Here is a 14204-nt window from a genome sequence, read left to right as displayed (position 1 = left end):
TATTTGACGGATATTTGTCAATACGGTGAGTGCTGTTGCGCATTGCGTATACCGTTCGTATACATCGCAGTGCGCAGGTTTTGCACATACGCATATAAAAAAATATCCGATCGGCTTTCGGCGGCGAAAGCAAATTCCGCCGCGGTTTTCCGATCGGATAATCGAAAGTAAAAAGTAAATCTTACTTTGCCGACATGAGCAGCGTTTTCGGATCGAGGTTTACCGTGCCCGTAACGGCGGTTTTATCGCGGAGCTTCAAAACGCTGAGCGCAACGCCGTTTTGCGAAGCTGCGAGATGGCACACCGCATCGAAAAAGGGAAGCAGTTCCGGACGGCAGGAACCCGCCAAATCCGTATTCGCCTTCGTATCGCTGAACCACGCGGTCATCTTTTCTTCTTTAACGAACTCGGAAACGGCTTCGATGTCTTCTTTGCTCACTTTATCCATGTTCATACCGTCGATGACGATCGCGGAAACGGCGATGCCGCCTGCTTTCAGCGCTTTCAGCGTATTTATCACTTTTGTGAGTGAAAAGGTTTCCTGACTGAAATTCAAAATCATGCGGTCGCGCATAATGCTGTCTTTCAATTCGGGATTGTCGGCGATATTTTTTTTCTTCGCTATTTCCGTAAAGATGCTGTCGTACCACGAAATGACGTTCGAAGAGTGCTGGTCGAACGAAACGTGAACGAGCTGTTCGTCTTTGAGCAGCGCGTCGAGACCGAACTGCACGAGAATCGCCGTTTTGCCGACGCCCTTTTTGGCGGTGACGAGTCCGATCTCTCCCGCTTTCAGTCCTCCGTCGGCAATATTGTCAAAGCTGCGCACCGGGCTGTAGTTGATAAGATCTTTTTTATCCATAGCTGCCTCCTATAAAACTTTTGCAGAAAGTATTGAGCTTGTGAAAAAGCGATGCCGTAACGCCGGCACCGCTTTTATCGCATCTCGTTATTTTTGCGCTGCTTTGCGCTCTTCTTGATATTTTTTCATCAGTTCTTCGCCTACGGCGTTCGGTACGCGTCCGTATTTGAGGAATTCCATCGTAAACTCCGCTTTGCCCTGTGTCGAAGAGCGGAGGATCGTCGAAAAGCCGAACATCTCCGAAAGCGGCACTTCCGCATTTACGGTCGACGTATTGTTTTCATCGGTCGTATCGATGATGACGCCGCGTCTCTGGTTGATGAGACCGAACATATTGCCCTGGAATTCGGTCGGTCCCGAAATGGACACTTTCATAATCGGTTCGAGGATAACAGGCTTCGCTTTTTCGTAACCTTCGCGGAAAGCTCCGATCGCAGCCTGCTGGAAGGCTATGTCGGACGAGTCGACGGGGTGGTATTGACCGTCGTTGATCGTCATCTTTACGCCGACGATGGGGAAGCCGATGAGCGTGCCTTTTTCCATCGCTTTGCGGAAACCCTTATCGCAGGACGGAATGTATTCGTTCGGGATGGCTCCACCCTTGATCGCATCGACGAATTCGTAATCTTTGTCCGCGAGCGGCTCCATAATACCGGCAACGCGTCCGTATTGACCGGAACCGCCGGTTTGCTTTTTGTGCGTATAGTTGAACGGAGCGCTCTGCGTAATCGATTCGCGGTAAGCGACTTGCGGCTGACCGACGACGACTTCGCACTTATATTCGCGCTTCATGCGTTCGACGTAGACGGCGAGGTGCAGTTCACCCATACCTTTGATGATCGTTTCGTTCGATTCGGGATCGACGTATGTTTGGAAAGTCGGATCTTCTTTGGTAAAGCGGTTGAGCGCTTTCGCCATTTGAGCGGCGTCTTTTTTTTCTTTCGGCGTAATCGATTCGGAGATGACGGGATTCGGAACGTACATCGACGCCATGGAGTAATTGAGTCCGCCGCCGCAGAACGTATCGCCGGATGCGCAGTCGATGCCGAAAAGGGCAATGATGTCGCCCGGCGTCGCTTCGTTGATGTCTTCCATCTTGTCCGCATTCATGCGCACGAGGCGTCCGACTTTGAACTTTTTACGCGCGCGCGTATTGTACAGTTCGCAGCCTTTCGGGATAGTGCCCTGATACACGCGGACGTAGGTGAGCTGACCGTATTGACCGTCGTCGAGTTTGAACGCGATCGCGACGGTCGGCTTGTCCGCGACATTGAAGAGTTCGACTTGAGATTCGTTATTGTCGAGATCGAACGCATAGTTATGCACCTCGGTCGGATCGGGAAGATAGCGCGTAACGCCGTCAAGCACGAGCTGCACGCCCTTGTTCATGTGTGCCGAACCGCAGAATACGCCGACGAACTGCTCCGCCAGCGTCGCTTTGCGGACGGCCGCGATGATCTCTTCTTCGGTTTCTTTACCTTCGAGCGCGTCTTCCATGAGCTGATCGTCGAACATCGATACCGCATCGACCAAATCCGCGCGGTATTTTTTCGCTTCATCGACCATGTGAGCGGGAATTTCGGCGACTCGAACTTCCTGTCCGTCGGGTCCTTCGAAATAGAGCGCTTTCATCGTGACGAGGTCAACGACGCCTTCGAGTTTGTCTTCAAGCCCGATCGGGAGCGCCATCATGTGGGCATTGAGTCCGAGTTTGTCGCGCAGCTGTTTGCACACGCGGATAGGATTCGCGCCTTGACGGTCGCATTTGTTGACGAATGCGATGCGGGGAACGTGGTAGCGCTTCAACTGGCGGTCGACGGTGATCGACTGCGACTGAACGCCCGCGACCGCGCACAAAACGAGGATGGCGCCGTCGAGAACGCGCAGACTCCGTTCGACTTCGATCGTAAAGTCGACGTGTCCGGGCGTATCGATCAAGTTGATTGTGTAATCTTTCCATTGAACCTGCGTTGCCGCAGATTGAATCGTAATGCCGCGCTCGCGTTCCAATTCCATACTGTCCATTGTTGCGCCGACGCCGTCTTTACCGTGGACTTCGTGAATCTGATGAATTCTGTTGCAGTAAAACAGAATGCGTTCCGACAAAGTCGTTTTTCCTGAGTCGATGTGGGCGCTGATACCGATATTTCGTATTTTGGAAATATCAAAGTCCATATTGATTACCTCTTTATAAAAAAAAATTCCACCTTACAGTAAGAAATAAATATAACCGATTACGGAGCTTTATTCAATACCGCAGAATAGCGCAAAAATTATCAATATTTTCCGGCGGCCGATAACCGGAACGTATATTTAATAAATTTCCTCGTATGAGAAGCGGAAAATCCGAGCGATGCGGCGCCTCCGCCGTATTCGCCGTTTTTTTGTTTAAATGAAAATCCGGCATTGCCTGAAACCGTAAGGTTTTTTTTCGAATGTGCGATCGAAATTTTGCACGATTCTTCCGTCTCTTTTTTTGAAAATGAACACGATAGCTGTATTCCTAAGCCGATTTTTTCCGTCTTTTGTGAAAATTTTCCGGAAAACGTACAGCGTACGGAATCGTTTTTTTTCGTTTTCGGAAATTCGATACTGTCCGTTTCAAATATAAGGCGTGATGATATTTTTTTATCCGAATATTGCAAACCGCAGCCGCATTTGACGCTCGTTTGTTCGGTATTATCCGAAGGGACGTATTTTTGCCGAATGACACCTGACGCTCCGACGGTGAGTGCGGGAAAGCGGGGAGAGGAAAAGCGGTGTGTATACTGCGGAGCGATGCGGAATTGGTAAAGCGTATTCAATGCCGTACCGTTCGGGACGATGATGCCGCGCCTGTCCGAAACGAATGCGGATGCGAGCAGCGTAAATCCGCCGAAAAAAACCGTATTTTCGCTTCTATATATAAGCCTTGGTTTTCCTGACGGCTGATCGTATAAATTTGCCGTAAAAATCGATGTAAGATTCGGCGCCGAAAAGAGCGCCTGCAATGCGAAAGCAGAATACTTTGCCGGTTTGAAAAATGCGATTTCGGAAAACCACGATGACGAGTTGTTTTCGAAAAAAAAACATCCTCCGGTAAATGAAACGGCCGCGCTCATCATGTGCGGCAAATTGATGCGCATATCCGCCGATGCGGCAAAGATTCCGTCCTTTCGATAAAAAAAAGAAGCACCGGATCCCGCAAAGCGCCGCATTTTTTCGGGAAAACGAATGTCGGCCGCAAGCGCAAATTCTTTTTCATCGCCTCCGGATGACGGAAGCGATGATACGACGCCCGTTTTTGTCGAAAACGATTTTGCAAACGGAGATGCCGAAAAAGAAAGTGAGGGCGAGGCAAGACGCGAAAAACTTCCGCCCGGAGAAAGCGTGCCGGCTTTTACCGTCAGCGGAAAGGGCAGCACCCGTGTAAGCGATAAAGCCGCCCCGTATTGCGGCAGACGAACGGAAGCTCTTCTGAAATTCGGTAAGGCGATATCCGATACCGCTTCATAAAACCGCAGATCGGCGTCGCGGAAAAGTGCGCGCATAGCGCAAGCCGTACCGGCCGCCGCTTGATCGAAATCCGCGGCATTGAATCGAAATGAAGAAGAGGAACTTATATCGATTCGTTTAAAGAGCGCTTCCGATTTTCGCTCCGCTTTCGCTTCCGCGTTCAAGTGTGTTTTTTGTTCAGCTTCCGGTTTTTCGGCAGCGGATAATCGATGTGCGGGCGAAAATACCGAGAAGACTGCGGCGATCAATATACAGCGATGATTCATACACTAATATTCGCCGTAATTTTTCGCTTTCGGAGTTTTTATCGGAAAATTTATGAGAAGTGTTGTACGCGGACGTTTTAACCGAGGTACGCTTTCGTTTTGGAGAGTTTTACACGCGCGGGAGCGCTTTGATTGGAGCGTGCTTTGCTCGTGACCGGATGCGAAACAATGGGTGCGTTTAACATCCGGCTTGAAAACGGCGGGAAAATACAGCTGTTTTTGAAAACTCCTTGCGCATTTCCGCTGCATATTTTTGAAGACTTCCTAACATACTTAGGATAGTCTGAATAATTCTATTTCATGAACCAATCGATTTATTTGTTTGTTTTTTACAACATCAGTCAGAAAAATTATTTGTTTGAATGTTTCGTCATCGCAATACTTTATTTGAAAAAGGGTAAAGAGTAATGCTTCAATTTTTTTTTCATCGAATGTTTTTCCTACAGCCCATACAATACGACTTGAACAACTTGGTTTGTTTTTCAAAAGTATTAATAAAGAGTTAATTATTTCATCAATATCTTCATGTGAAACCGATAAATTTACTAATTCAGGAGGCAGTAAGAGAGAATAATCTGTAGGATTATCTTTTGAAATATTTTTCTCAAGCAAAAGACCGATGTTTATAATCATATTGTCTTTATTATTTACACCGGTGTCGTTAAGCATTTTCAAATAATTTTTCAAGAACAAAGTCATTTTTCTATTCCACAAGATTTATACCGCGCAAGTTTTCCGGACAGCTATACAAAAAAATGTACAGTTGTTTTTACGATCGAGTTATAAATAATTCTACCACAGTTTGAAAAAATTCATTATAAAGTCAATTGTAAATCCGATAAGCACGGCAATGGAAATTATATTCATCCGTTTACTCCATATTTTAGAATCTTTCTTTCCCGTTCGCGAAATATAAAATACAGAGTAAAGCAGTATAACTATACTTACCAAAATCATTATAACATCATATCTTGTAGTAAACATTTTTCCCTCTGCTTTTCGTTTGCTAAATCATCTTGTAGTGCTTCTTGCAGTTGCTGATAATAGGGAACAAGATAGTCCATTTTTGCTAATTTAAAATATTTTTTAGGTGCATATATTACTTTCATATTAGTTCTCCTGCAAAGGATAAAATCACTGCGATTTTTGTATACGGCACCATACCTATTTATTTTCTGCAGGAATAATTGACACCTTAATATCAGCTGTAGCCGTATATGCAAAAATATACAACTCTATACCGGCATACTTAGGCTGTGTATTTGTGATAATAACAGAGAAAAAATCTTTCACATCATAATTAATAGGTACTTTTTGAGTAAAGCTCTGCATTATTTTTTTTTAGCTGTCGTTCATTTCTTCTTGAAAATTTATTATAGTAAACATCAAATCCTTTATTCTCATATCGTTCTTTTTCTTGTTCAAAGATGCTATCAGCATTTTGGAACATTTTCTCTGATATTGAGATAACAGTACAATTTTGATCATTATTAATCTCTGAAATATAATTACTGCTTTCTGTTCGTCGCCAATTCAAATCTTTATATGTATTATGATAATTTATAAAATATAAGGTAATAATCCCTACCGCAGATATAAATAATAAAACTGCACATATTCTTATAATCAGACATTTTTTAATCTTTTGTTGCGGAGAAATATTTTGAGATCCATTAATATCACGTATCACTTTCGTCAAACCGAGAATTCCACACACAACAAATGGCAGCGCTGTACCAAAATACTGTAGTATTTCAATCTTATTCATTTTTTATCCCCATTCTCTCTCTCGCGAATTTCAGTCAATGTCGCTTCTGTCTCTCTTGCAACATCTAAAATTATCTTTCCTTCCGAAGCGGAAGAAGTAATCTCTGCAACCCCTTTTATTATTTTCGCTGAATTAGATACTGCTTGAGCTCCATCAGCAATCAACGATATACCTTTTGTCACAGTTGCATCTATTACCATATCTACAAGTGTAGCAATACTTCCTGCTAATTTCTGTTGCTGTTGGTTTGCACCCAATTTCCCAGAAAATTTCATTGTAATTACTGAAATAGCTCCTTCATATTTGGTATCTTTTGCTGCAGCAAGCATACCCGCAATACCTTCGATAACATTCCATGTACCGTTTATAACCGCATAGGTAGACGCCTCTACGGATGGTCCTTCCCCGACAACCCCTAAAATCACTTCTACTGTACCACCGAGAGTTTGTAAAGCTGCAAATATAAATTGGTTTTTATTAAACCTTCCATCGGGTCTATATAGTGTACCGGATTATTGGCTCCATAGGCATACAAATTGCAATATGGTTGCCGAAGGTGCGTTTTACGCCGAATTTCAGCTGTATTCAACAGCAAAATCCGTTTTTTTTTGCGGAGAATAATAATTTTTCGTAACGCAATAGCTCATTTCCGCTCCGAAATCCGCTTTTTACTCTGGAAAATGAGCGAAATTCGTGCATTTTCCGAAGCAGTCATACATATCCCTATTTGTAGGACTAACATCCGGGATTTTCGCTGGAATGGAAAACACCGGATGTGGAGTACCTAATGATAAGTCCAGCCGCCTACAAAATAGTATTTTTTCTTCTATTTTCCCATATCCATTTAAAATATAAAGTCGAAAATCCATTTTAATTTTCTTTTATCTCTTTGTCTTCCTTGAGATATAAATAATCAATGAAATAGGAATCAGAAGAAATATTATAATAAAAAATGCTTCTCCTATCGCTCGATTTTTAATTATTGAAATAAACTTCAAGAAAAAAATTCGAAAGCTTTCAACTTTTATTGAAAGATAAAGAAAAAGAAAAATATACAAATACAGAAATATAGATGTGATCAGAATTCTAAAAAAGACTTTATTCATATAAAATTCTACCTATCTTTAACCATTGAAGATACGGATTATTGTCCAGTACTAATTAAACCGCTCAATCAAAATGATAATAAATCCAAGGACAAATAGTATCAACATAGCTATCAGCCCTACAAATTTGCTAAGCCAATATTTATCCCAACCATTCCCTTTGTCCTTTTTATTGAAATAAAATGCCCAATAATCAGGTATAATAAAAATTATACCCGAAATAATACTAGCCATTCCCGGAACTAAATACCTTAATATGGATAATATTCCTCCAACCGCCAAAAGGAAAAAACCGACATAGTTAAGTATTTTAAGATAAAAAAGGGGTGTCTTTTTCATAATCATTATGAATAATATAATCCGTTTTTTCCCAACAGAAATATGTAAGCCTTTATCAACAACATTATCACGTGTTTTAATCGCATTTTCTATCTGTTCTACTTTGAATTAATAAATCCCAATACGGCTCCCGTTTTTTTCGAAATTTTTATAATCGGAATTCCTCCTTCGTATCCAGCCGGCAAAGTTCCGCTTACATACCATATTTCATCCTTTAAGGTTGCTTCCAATGGAAATCTTTTCTTTATGCACTCACCGTATAAATCGATTAGATAAATTTCTGCAAGTTTAATAGCCATCTCTTTTGTTGAAACAAAACCATTTTCTGTTTCAACAAACATTTGTGATTCAAGGTATTTATCATATTCCATTTTGTTTTCCGCATTTACGTATAATGCATTTACAATAAAAATAATAAAAACAAACAATATCTTTTTATCAACCATTAATATCTTCCTTCTATTGAGTTATTCATTATAAGGATAATCTTTGTAACTATCAGCATGCGCATCATTTTATTTAATCTGTTAGGATCTTTCGGGTCGAATGGCATATCAGATTGCATTAGAACATCAGTATTTGAAGAATAATATTTTTAATTGATCGCAACACTATTAACATACAAATCATCCGGGCATATATCCTGGCCGTCAAGCCATTCTATATTAAAACCGATTGTTTTTATCCGAGAAAAATATGATATATCTTTCAGCATTCCGAATCAAGAACCTTTGTATCATACCTCTGAATAATTTATTCTATGAAGTACTACCTTATTATTTGAATGAACTATCCAATATACATTTTCGCTATACATCATACGCGGTTTTATCTTTTGAACTTCAATTAATCTACTTGCAATTGAATCAATATAAACCCCATATTCAGCTTTATTTTCAATTTGCAATTGAATTTTTTTCAAATCAAACAAACAAACTTCATCTGTTAAATTCTGAACCCTTACACAACATCTTAATTTATATGTATTTCGCTCAATTTCTTTAATTTTCTTAATTTCAACTTCAATTTTTAGTTTTTCATCTTCGCAATAAAACTTCGATGTATCACAAGCAGTAAAAAACATTAATGAGCACAAAAAAATCAAATAATACTTCATTTGTTATTTCTATTTCCGAAACTGCACTGTCTCTCATTGGAATAAATATATTTTTCAGGTTCTTCGATAAATCTTGAAAACCTAAATCATTTAAAGTCTTCAACAGCTTATTTTCTTTGTATATAGCTAAAACTATTCAACGCAATGAATCCTTTAAATTTTGGAACAGGAGTATCCCAATTATATTCGATATCAAAACCATTTTCTTTTTCATTGTATTGAGTATCAAGAGATATACCTATATCATCTAAAAGAAAATCGGGAGAAAAATTCTTTATAAAAACTCTTTTGTTATTCTTTAAATTATAAATAGCAGGAATTAATGTTTCAGATGAATTATTTAAAATCGGAGATTTTTCAGAAACACATACGAACTCATCATCCTTTGATATTGAAAAACCAAGTCCTGTCTTTATTTTTGTGTCTTCAATTTCGGCAGTAAGGAAAGATAAGCGTATTAAGTGTTCATCATAATTAACATAATACAAATAATTATCTGTCTGAATATAGCTGTAACGTTCTTGAAAATCATCATAAGATATATTCCTAATTAATTTCAACATCGAACCTTGCTTTTTATACACACTTAAACAATACTTCGAAGGATTATCCTGAATAATATAAACACACGGAATATCCTTTTCAGCAGAATAAAGAAGAATCGTTATAGAAAAAATAAAAAATAAAATAATTTTTCTCATCATTCATCCACCTTAATTATTCGAATTTCTTTTAAATTATTCATTGAATAAACTTTCTTTTTTTTAGGAGCGGAAAGTCTATTTCTATCTCCGTTACCGGTTTCTGTTATAGTACCTTCAAAAATACCACTTTCATTTGGTAATCTTGTTATTCCAACCATATGGTTATCGACATTCTCTGCTGCCTCGCTAAGATCAAAAATACCAAGAATCATATAACCGGATTTAGATGAATTATATTCTTTCAATTTTGATAATAAGCCTTCTTTGCCTTGTTTATCTTTTGTCCAGTAATCCCATTTTCCTTTTCCAAAAATAGTATTCATAGAATTTTTCCGACCATTTAACATATCTGAATCTTTAGCAAATAATGATTTATCTTCATTATTAATAATAGTTTTGTCTGTTTCATTTTTATACATCTTTATTTCTGTAACTTTATCTGAGTTTTGCAGTTGTCTTTCGAGCCCACCTGGGGTAAGTACATGTTTAAAACCAATTTCTTTCATAATATCTGATACCTTAAGAGAAAATTACCGGATTTTAGGAAAATTATTAATACCAACCGGTAAAGTTATTTCCGTAATTTGCAGATTGTCTTAATTGTATTTCAGACAAATTGCTGTCATCAAATTCCGTAAAAACCTTCGACGATGTTATTTTTACAAATGCCTTTGAAATACAGAGCCTTTCTATCGAAAAAAGAATCATAAAATCATATTCTCCATTTTCAGCAGCTCTTAAAATATCGAATACCGCTCCTGTTGATGTCCATTTTTCTTTATTTTTTACATTCCAAGTTATTTCACTTACGATTTTCCCCGTATTTAAATTGAAAATTGTAAAAACGCCGGAATTATAAACATCCTCATTCATTAAATAAATCCCTGTCGCATCCATACGAGCACCGAAAGGTACTTTTCCAAGAAATTTAACATCTCCGGTATTTCCATCTAAATAATATAAAGGCATACTCCTTTCAAAAGTATTCTTCCAAAAAATCATTGTTTTTTTATCTTTTGAAATCTGATAACCGCCCCATAAAGCCTCTGTATTCTCAAAATAAATCTGCTTTTTTGATTCATTAATTTTATAAATAGTCAAAATATCTTTATCAAGATTATAGGAATAATCTAAAGTTTCCGATTTTGACAATGGGGCTAATTTTTTGATTGTTTGTGAATATATCGGAAACACAATTGTAATTATAAATGTAATAATAAAAATCTTTTTCATAGTTTCACCTCTCTTACTCGTATACAACCGGAGCTTTGAAATTTACATACCCTTTTGTTTCTGATACAGGAACTAAAATATTACCATTGTCATCTTTCAACCATCTTTGCTTACCTCTCAAATTTTCTTTTCCCACCGCACTATCATTAATAGATGTTTGGGAAATCATAAGATAATTTTTTCTATTTTTTTCAACAAATCCAATTACCCCGACCCAATGATCATTTTTGCCGGACTCGTAATTAAAATTAACAAAAGTCAGATATCCTGTGTTTTTATCATTATTTCATCTTTTAAGGTTGCTTCCAATGGAAATCTTTTCTTTATACGCTCACCGTATAAATCGATTAGATAAAATTCTGCAAGCTTAATAGCCAGCTCATCACTTACTATAGTTCCCATACGAGCAGCATTATCATACCGGTCTTTTCGGATTTCATTTTTTTATGGCCTAAAAAAGTATTCCTCTTTGCAAAACTCCAATAAATCATTTTTAAAACCCAATATTATTATATACGAATAAAGATAAAATCCTTTTGTAAACGAAAACCCTCTTTGAAAATATACTATTTCCTTTTCCTCTTTATCTTTTATAATTATCGGGATTCCTAATTTCCGAATTACATCTTTATAAGCAGTTCCTTTTTTAAGTTTTTGAACTTTGTTATATTTTACAAACCGATTATAATATATTTTATAAAGATAATCGGTTTCGTGAACCGGAATTACTTGATATACAAACGGGTTTACATAAGAAATCAAAAACTCTCCTTGAACCGCATTGATTTTATGTAACAATATAGGGTTTTTCTGGTCAATCTTTTTCAATTCTTCGCGATTTATTTTTCTCTGTTGAGGGCCGGAACAACTCAGTAGCATAAATATACATATATAATAATATATGATATTATTTTTTTTCATTGTTCAACTCCATTTTTGTAAATTACTATATTGTCAAGACCGACATCGGAGTCTACACCTGTTCTATTAGCTATAACAGTTGCTTTTGGTAATGCTTTTGAAATTGCTTGCGCTATATTTATAGGGTCTTTAGAATTTGCCCATGCTTTTGTATTTACATTAGTTGAATTTTTATGATTATTAGGATCGGCACCACTATTACATCCACCCAATACGATCGTAACATCTTCTGCCATTAATCCTTCATCAACTAATTTTTTCAAATCAGTGATAAAAGCTGCTTCTTTTCCTGGTTTAAAACCAGAAATAAAATCAGAAACATTATTCTCATAAAGATTATTACCGGTATTACCAAAACCAATAGCGTAAGGCACGCCATGTGTAGAAAAATATAAATCTGTTATTGGATTATCTTTTGAAGCGTTATTTCGAAGTGCTTTTATTGCATTTAGACCAGAAGTAGTCGCGCCATAATTCCCTATGCCCTTTAACCAAATAATCCAATTAGTTGATACAACGGTATAGCCAGTATTTACTGCTGCTTCATAAAAGGATTTCCTCTCTCCCCACTTATCGGCATTTCCAACTATTGCTACTTTATTTTTCTCCCCATCCGGGTCTATATAGTGTACCGGGTTATTGGCCCCATAGGCATACAAATTGCAATATGGTTGCCGAAGGTGCGTTTTACGCCGAATTTCAGCTGTATTCAACAGCAAAATCCGTTTTTTTTGCGGAGAATAATAATTTTTCGTAATGCAACAGCTCATTTCCGCTCCGAAATCCGTTTGTTACTCCGGAAAATGAGCGAAATTCGAGCATTTTCCAAAGCACTCATACATATCCCTATTTGTAGGACTAAAAGCTAATGTTTTCGAACAGGGGAAGAACGCAAAGTGTAGTACTACGTACTTAGATATACATAATTCTAAAAAAATATTACATACCAATAGTATATTCTTTTATTGTACAAAACTCTTTTACGTTATAATAAGGTGGTTCATTTATCCAATGTTGATGGAATCTTATTATCGTGTGATCTGTAAAATCACAATCAAGATAAACATGAAATTTTTTATTAGGAAACTGCACCTTTAATTCTTTTATAAGATTGTATGTGATTAGATAAGCGACCTTTACCGCATCACTTTGATGTTTTTTTCCCACTTTTCCAAAAAGATGTATATGATTTTCATAGGCTTCAAGTTGAGTCTTATCAGCTACCGACTTTATAGAATTTATTTTATCATCTTCTGTTCGCAAAAATACATATTCATTATTTTCAGAATCTTTAACTGTATAAAATTCTGGAAATATTACAAAGTGAAAGTTAATAAGAAAGTCAAGATTACTCATATTAATACCCTAGAATTTCTAGTCCTTTAGCTATAGCTTTTACAATTTTAGGGTCTTCCGGCAATTTCTGAATTGCTTTAGGCGCTAAATCTCCTACTTTATCAACAAATGCTTTTTTCCCCATATCATACAGATATTTAGAATTTTCCTGTTGTACATGTATTTACCCAGGTCTATGCCCTGGATTTTCAACATCTATATGTGTGCCATTTTTATTATATAATATTTTTGAGCTAGTCTGTGTTCCTTTACTGTCAGGATCATCAGGCGGTAATGGAGAAGGAGCTCCTGCAACAACAGATGCTGCTGCCGAATTAATTTTTTCCAGAGCCTTTGCTAAACTCTGGTTTTGAGCATAATTAACCCCTTCTGCAATTAATGCAATACCAAGAACAATACAACCTGCGATTGCCAACTGCGGCATAGAATTTCTCAATTCTTGCCCTATTTGTTTAAGTTCCATTACAACTTCTGGGAGCGGTATTGCTGGGGCAATTTGATTCCCATCCGGGTCTATATAGCGTACCGGATTATTCGCTGCGTAGGCATAAAAATTACAGTTTTTCGTCGGCGGTTTTCAATCCGTCGCTGAAGAAGTTTGCGTGATATAGCTTTCTCCCGATTTGAAATCGTTTATCTGTGCGACCCGCGTCCGCCAGTATTCGGCTTCGCTTTTCGTCACGTAGGGACCTATCCTCACGCGGTAAAACACTTTTCCTTTGCCGTCTTTGTACGTAAAAATATTTCGCTTGTTCGGATGACGGTTTTTTCGAAAAAGGTTCCTGCGCGGCAAACTGTACGAAGGACGGGGCGTTGCGGGGTGTCCCCGCAGGAAGAGGCAGGGGCTGTCTCAAAAGTCGGTTACTTTTTCGACAGCCTGTCGAGTTTAAAATTAAGTCTTTATATTATAATGACTTAATTTTAAACGTCGCACATAAAATCAAGGGGCTGTCCCCCTTTAAAATCTATTTTACGGATAAAACCCTGCTTTTCCTATCGTACAATATTTTTCTTTTTATACGTTTTATGCTATAATA

At 38.1% G+C, this 14204-nt stretch carries 21 protein-coding genes; all 21 read right to left on the bottom strand.

Annotated elements, in window-relative coordinates; all coding sequences use genetic code 11:
- Window positions 1–181 precede the first annotated feature (181 nt).
- Window positions 182–862, bottom strand: coding sequence for an ATPase domain-containing protein (locus tag H9I35_RS04000; RefSeq protein ID WP_187420323.1), 681 nt, complete (start codon window positions 860–862; stop codon window positions 182–184).
- Between the two features lie 87 nt (window positions 863–949).
- Window positions 950–3037: an elongation factor G gene (gene fusA, locus H9I35_RS03995; RefSeq protein ID WP_187420322.1), complete on the bottom strand. Its 2088-nt coding sequence runs from the start codon at window positions 3035–3037 to the stop codon at window positions 950–952.
- 101 nt (window positions 3038–3138) lie between these two features.
- Window positions 3139–4623: a hypothetical protein gene (locus tag H9I35_RS03990; protein ID WP_187420321.1), complete on the bottom strand. Its 1485-nt coding sequence runs from the start codon at window positions 4621–4623 to the stop codon at window positions 3139–3141.
- Window positions 4624–4896: 273 nt separating this feature from the next.
- On the bottom strand, window positions 4897–5322 hold the full coding sequence (locus tag H9I35_RS03985; RefSeq protein WP_187420320.1) for a hypothetical protein: 426 nt from the start codon (window positions 5320–5322) through the stop codon (window positions 4897–4899).
- A gap of 257 nt (window positions 5323–5579) precedes the next feature.
- Window positions 5580–5732: a hypothetical protein gene (locus H9I35_RS03980; RefSeq protein ID WP_187420319.1), complete on the bottom strand. Its 153-nt coding sequence runs from the start codon at window positions 5730–5732 to the stop codon at window positions 5580–5582.
- A gap of 191 nt (window positions 5733–5923) precedes the next feature.
- Window positions 5924–6391, bottom strand: a complete 468-nt coding sequence (locus H9I35_RS03975; RefSeq protein ID WP_187420318.1) for a hypothetical protein — start codon at window positions 6389–6391, stop codon at window positions 5924–5926.
- Window positions 6388–6816 carry a hypothetical protein gene (locus tag H9I35_RS03970; RefSeq protein WP_187420317.1) on the bottom strand — a complete coding sequence of 143 codons (429 nt, stop codon included), beginning with the start codon at window positions 6814–6816 and terminating at the stop codon, window positions 6388–6390. Before H9I35_RS03970 ends, H9I35_RS03975 begins: the two co-directional genes overlap by 4 nt.
- 732 nt (window positions 6817–7548) lie before the next feature.
- A complete protein-coding gene (locus tag H9I35_RS03965; protein ID WP_187420316.1) occupies window positions 7549–7836 on the bottom strand; it encodes a hypothetical protein in 288 nt (95 codons plus the stop codon).
- Window positions 7837–7934: 98 nt separating this feature from the next.
- Complete coding sequence (locus tag H9I35_RS03960) at window positions 7935–8282, bottom strand: NTF2 fold immunity protein (protein WP_187420315.1); 348 nt, start codon at window positions 8280–8282, stop codon at window positions 7935–7937.
- Between the two features lie 290 nt (window positions 8283–8572).
- On the bottom strand, window positions 8573–8953 hold the full coding sequence (locus H9I35_RS03955) for a hypothetical protein (RefSeq protein ID WP_187420314.1): 381 nt from the start codon (window positions 8951–8953) through the stop codon (window positions 8573–8575).
- Between the two features lie 107 nt (window positions 8954–9060).
- Window positions 9061–9657 carry a hypothetical protein gene (locus H9I35_RS03950; RefSeq protein WP_187420313.1) on the bottom strand — a complete coding sequence of 199 codons (597 nt, stop codon included), beginning with the start codon at window positions 9655–9657 and terminating at the stop codon, window positions 9061–9063.
- Entirely contained in the window at window positions 9654–10163 is a 510-nt protein-coding gene (locus tag H9I35_RS03945) for a hypothetical protein (protein WP_187420312.1), read from the bottom strand. Before H9I35_RS03945 ends, H9I35_RS03950 begins: the two co-directional genes overlap by 4 nt.
- Before the next feature lie 46 nt (window positions 10164–10209).
- On the bottom strand, window positions 10210–10890 hold the full coding sequence (locus H9I35_RS03940) for a hypothetical protein (protein ID WP_187420311.1): 681 nt from the start codon (window positions 10888–10890) through the stop codon (window positions 10210–10212).
- Window positions 10891–10903: 13 nt separating this feature from the next.
- On the bottom strand, window positions 10904–11059 hold the full coding sequence (locus H9I35_RS03935) for a hypothetical protein (protein ID WP_187420310.1): 156 nt from the start codon (window positions 11057–11059) through the stop codon (window positions 10904–10906).
- A gap of 89 nt (window positions 11060–11148) precedes the next feature.
- Window positions 11149–11292: a hypothetical protein gene (locus tag H9I35_RS03930; RefSeq protein ID WP_187420309.1), complete on the bottom strand. Its 144-nt coding sequence runs from the start codon at window positions 11290–11292 to the stop codon at window positions 11149–11151.
- 42 nt (window positions 11293–11334) lie between these two features.
- The gene (locus H9I35_RS03925; RefSeq protein ID WP_187420308.1) at window positions 11335–11811 is read right to left on the bottom strand and encodes a hypothetical protein; all 477 of its coding nucleotides are present in this window, start codon (window positions 11809–11811) and stop codon (window positions 11335–11337) included.
- A complete protein-coding gene (locus H9I35_RS03920; protein ID WP_187420307.1) occupies window positions 11808–12581 on the bottom strand; it encodes a hypothetical protein in 774 nt (257 codons plus the stop codon). The genes H9I35_RS03925 and H9I35_RS03920 overlap by 4 nt, the downstream gene beginning before the upstream one ends.
- A 169-nt stretch (window positions 12582–12750) precedes the next feature.
- Window positions 12751–13167 carry a hypothetical protein gene (locus tag H9I35_RS03915; RefSeq protein WP_187420306.1) on the bottom strand — a complete coding sequence of 139 codons (417 nt, stop codon included), beginning with the start codon at window positions 13165–13167 and terminating at the stop codon, window positions 12751–12753.
- Window position 13168: 1 nt separating this feature from the next.
- Window positions 13169–13291 (bottom strand): hypothetical protein, encoded by a 123-nt coding sequence (locus tag H9I35_RS12505; RefSeq protein WP_256397983.1) that lies wholly within the window; start codon window positions 13289–13291, stop codon window positions 13169–13171.
- Window positions 13292–13330: 39 nt separating this feature from the next.
- The gene (locus H9I35_RS03910; RefSeq protein WP_187420305.1) at window positions 13331–13630 is read right to left on the bottom strand and encodes a hypothetical protein; all 300 of its coding nucleotides are present in this window, start codon (window positions 13628–13630) and stop codon (window positions 13331–13333) included.
- A 114-nt stretch (window positions 13631–13744) separates the two neighbouring features.
- On the bottom strand, window positions 13745–13960 hold the full coding sequence (locus tag H9I35_RS03905; protein ID WP_187420304.1) for an SPOR domain-containing protein: 216 nt from the start codon (window positions 13958–13960) through the stop codon (window positions 13745–13747).
- Window positions 13961–14204 lie beyond the last annotated feature (244 nt).

Origin of the sequence: Treponema sp. Marseille-Q4132, assembly GCF_014334835.1 — a bacterium.
Classification (GTDB): Bacteria; Spirochaetota; Spirochaetia; order Treponematales; family Treponemataceae; genus Treponema_D; species Treponema_D paredis.
The sequence above is the reverse complement of the archived record's forward strand: the minus strand, read 5'-3'. Positions and strand labels throughout refer to the sequence as shown.

Coding starts and splice junctions, on each gene's coding strand:
- H9I35_RS04000 (WP_187420323.1), bottom strand. CDS start 862: ATGGATAAAAAAGATCTTATCAACTACAGCCCGGTGCGCAGCTTTGAC.
- fusA (WP_187420322.1), bottom strand. CDS start 3,037: ATGGACTTTGATATTTCCAAAATACGAAATATCGGTATCAGCGCCCAC.
- H9I35_RS03990 (WP_187420321.1), bottom strand. CDS start 4,623: ATGAATCATCGCTGTATATTGATCGCCGCAGTCTTCTCGGTATTTTCG.
- H9I35_RS03985 (WP_187420320.1), bottom strand. CDS start 5,322: ATGACTTTGTTCTTGAAAAATTATTTGAAAATGCTTAACGACACCGGT.
- H9I35_RS03980 (WP_187420319.1), bottom strand. CDS start 5,732: ATGAAAGTAATATATGCACCTAAAAAATATTTTAAATTAGCAAAAATG.
- H9I35_RS03975 (WP_187420318.1), bottom strand. CDS start 6,391: ATGAATAAGATTGAAATACTACAGTATTTTGGTACAGCGCTGCCATTT.
- H9I35_RS03965 (WP_187420316.1), bottom strand. CDS start 7,836: ATGAAAAAGACACCCCTTTTTTATCTTAAAATACTTAACTATGTCGGT.
- H9I35_RS03960 (WP_187420315.1), bottom strand. CDS start 8,282: ATGGTTGATAAAAAGATATTGTTTGTTTTTATTATTTTTATTGTAAAT.
- H9I35_RS03955 (WP_187420314.1), bottom strand. CDS start 8,953: ATGAAGTATTATTTGATTTTTTTGTGCTCATTAATGTTTTTTACTGCT.
- H9I35_RS03950 (WP_187420313.1), bottom strand. CDS start 9,657: ATGATGAGAAAAATTATTTTATTTTTTATTTTTTCTATAACGATTCTT.
- H9I35_RS03945 (WP_187420312.1), bottom strand. CDS start 10,163: ATGAAAGAAATTGGTTTTAAACATGTACTTACCCCAGGTGGGCTCGAA.
- H9I35_RS03940 (WP_187420311.1), bottom strand. CDS start 10,890: ATGAAAAAGATTTTTATTATTACATTTATAATTACAATTGTGTTTCCG.
- H9I35_RS03935 (WP_187420310.1), bottom strand. CDS start 11,059: ATGATTTCCCAAACATCTATTAATGATAGTGCGGTGGGAAAAGAAAAT.
- H9I35_RS03930 (WP_187420309.1), bottom strand. CDS start 11,292: ATGGGAACTATAGTAAGTGATGAGCTGGCTATTAAGCTTGCAGAATTT.
- H9I35_RS03925 (WP_187420308.1), bottom strand. CDS start 11,811: ATGAAAAAAAATAATATCATATATTATTATATATGTATATTTATGCTA.
- H9I35_RS03920 (WP_187420307.1), bottom strand. CDS start 12,581: ATGAGCTGTTGCATTACGAAAAATTATTATTCTCCGCAAAAAAAACGG.
- H9I35_RS03915 (WP_187420306.1), bottom strand. CDS start 13,167: ATGAGTAATCTTGACTTTCTTATTAACTTTCACTTTGTAATATTTCCA.
- H9I35_RS12505 (WP_256397983.1), bottom strand. CDS start 13,291: ATGGGGAAAAAAGCATTTGTTGATAAAGTAGGAGATTTAGCGCCTAAA.
- H9I35_RS03910 (WP_187420305.1), bottom strand. CDS start 13,630: ATGGAACTTAAACAAATAGGGCAAGAATTGAGAAATTCTATGCCGCAG.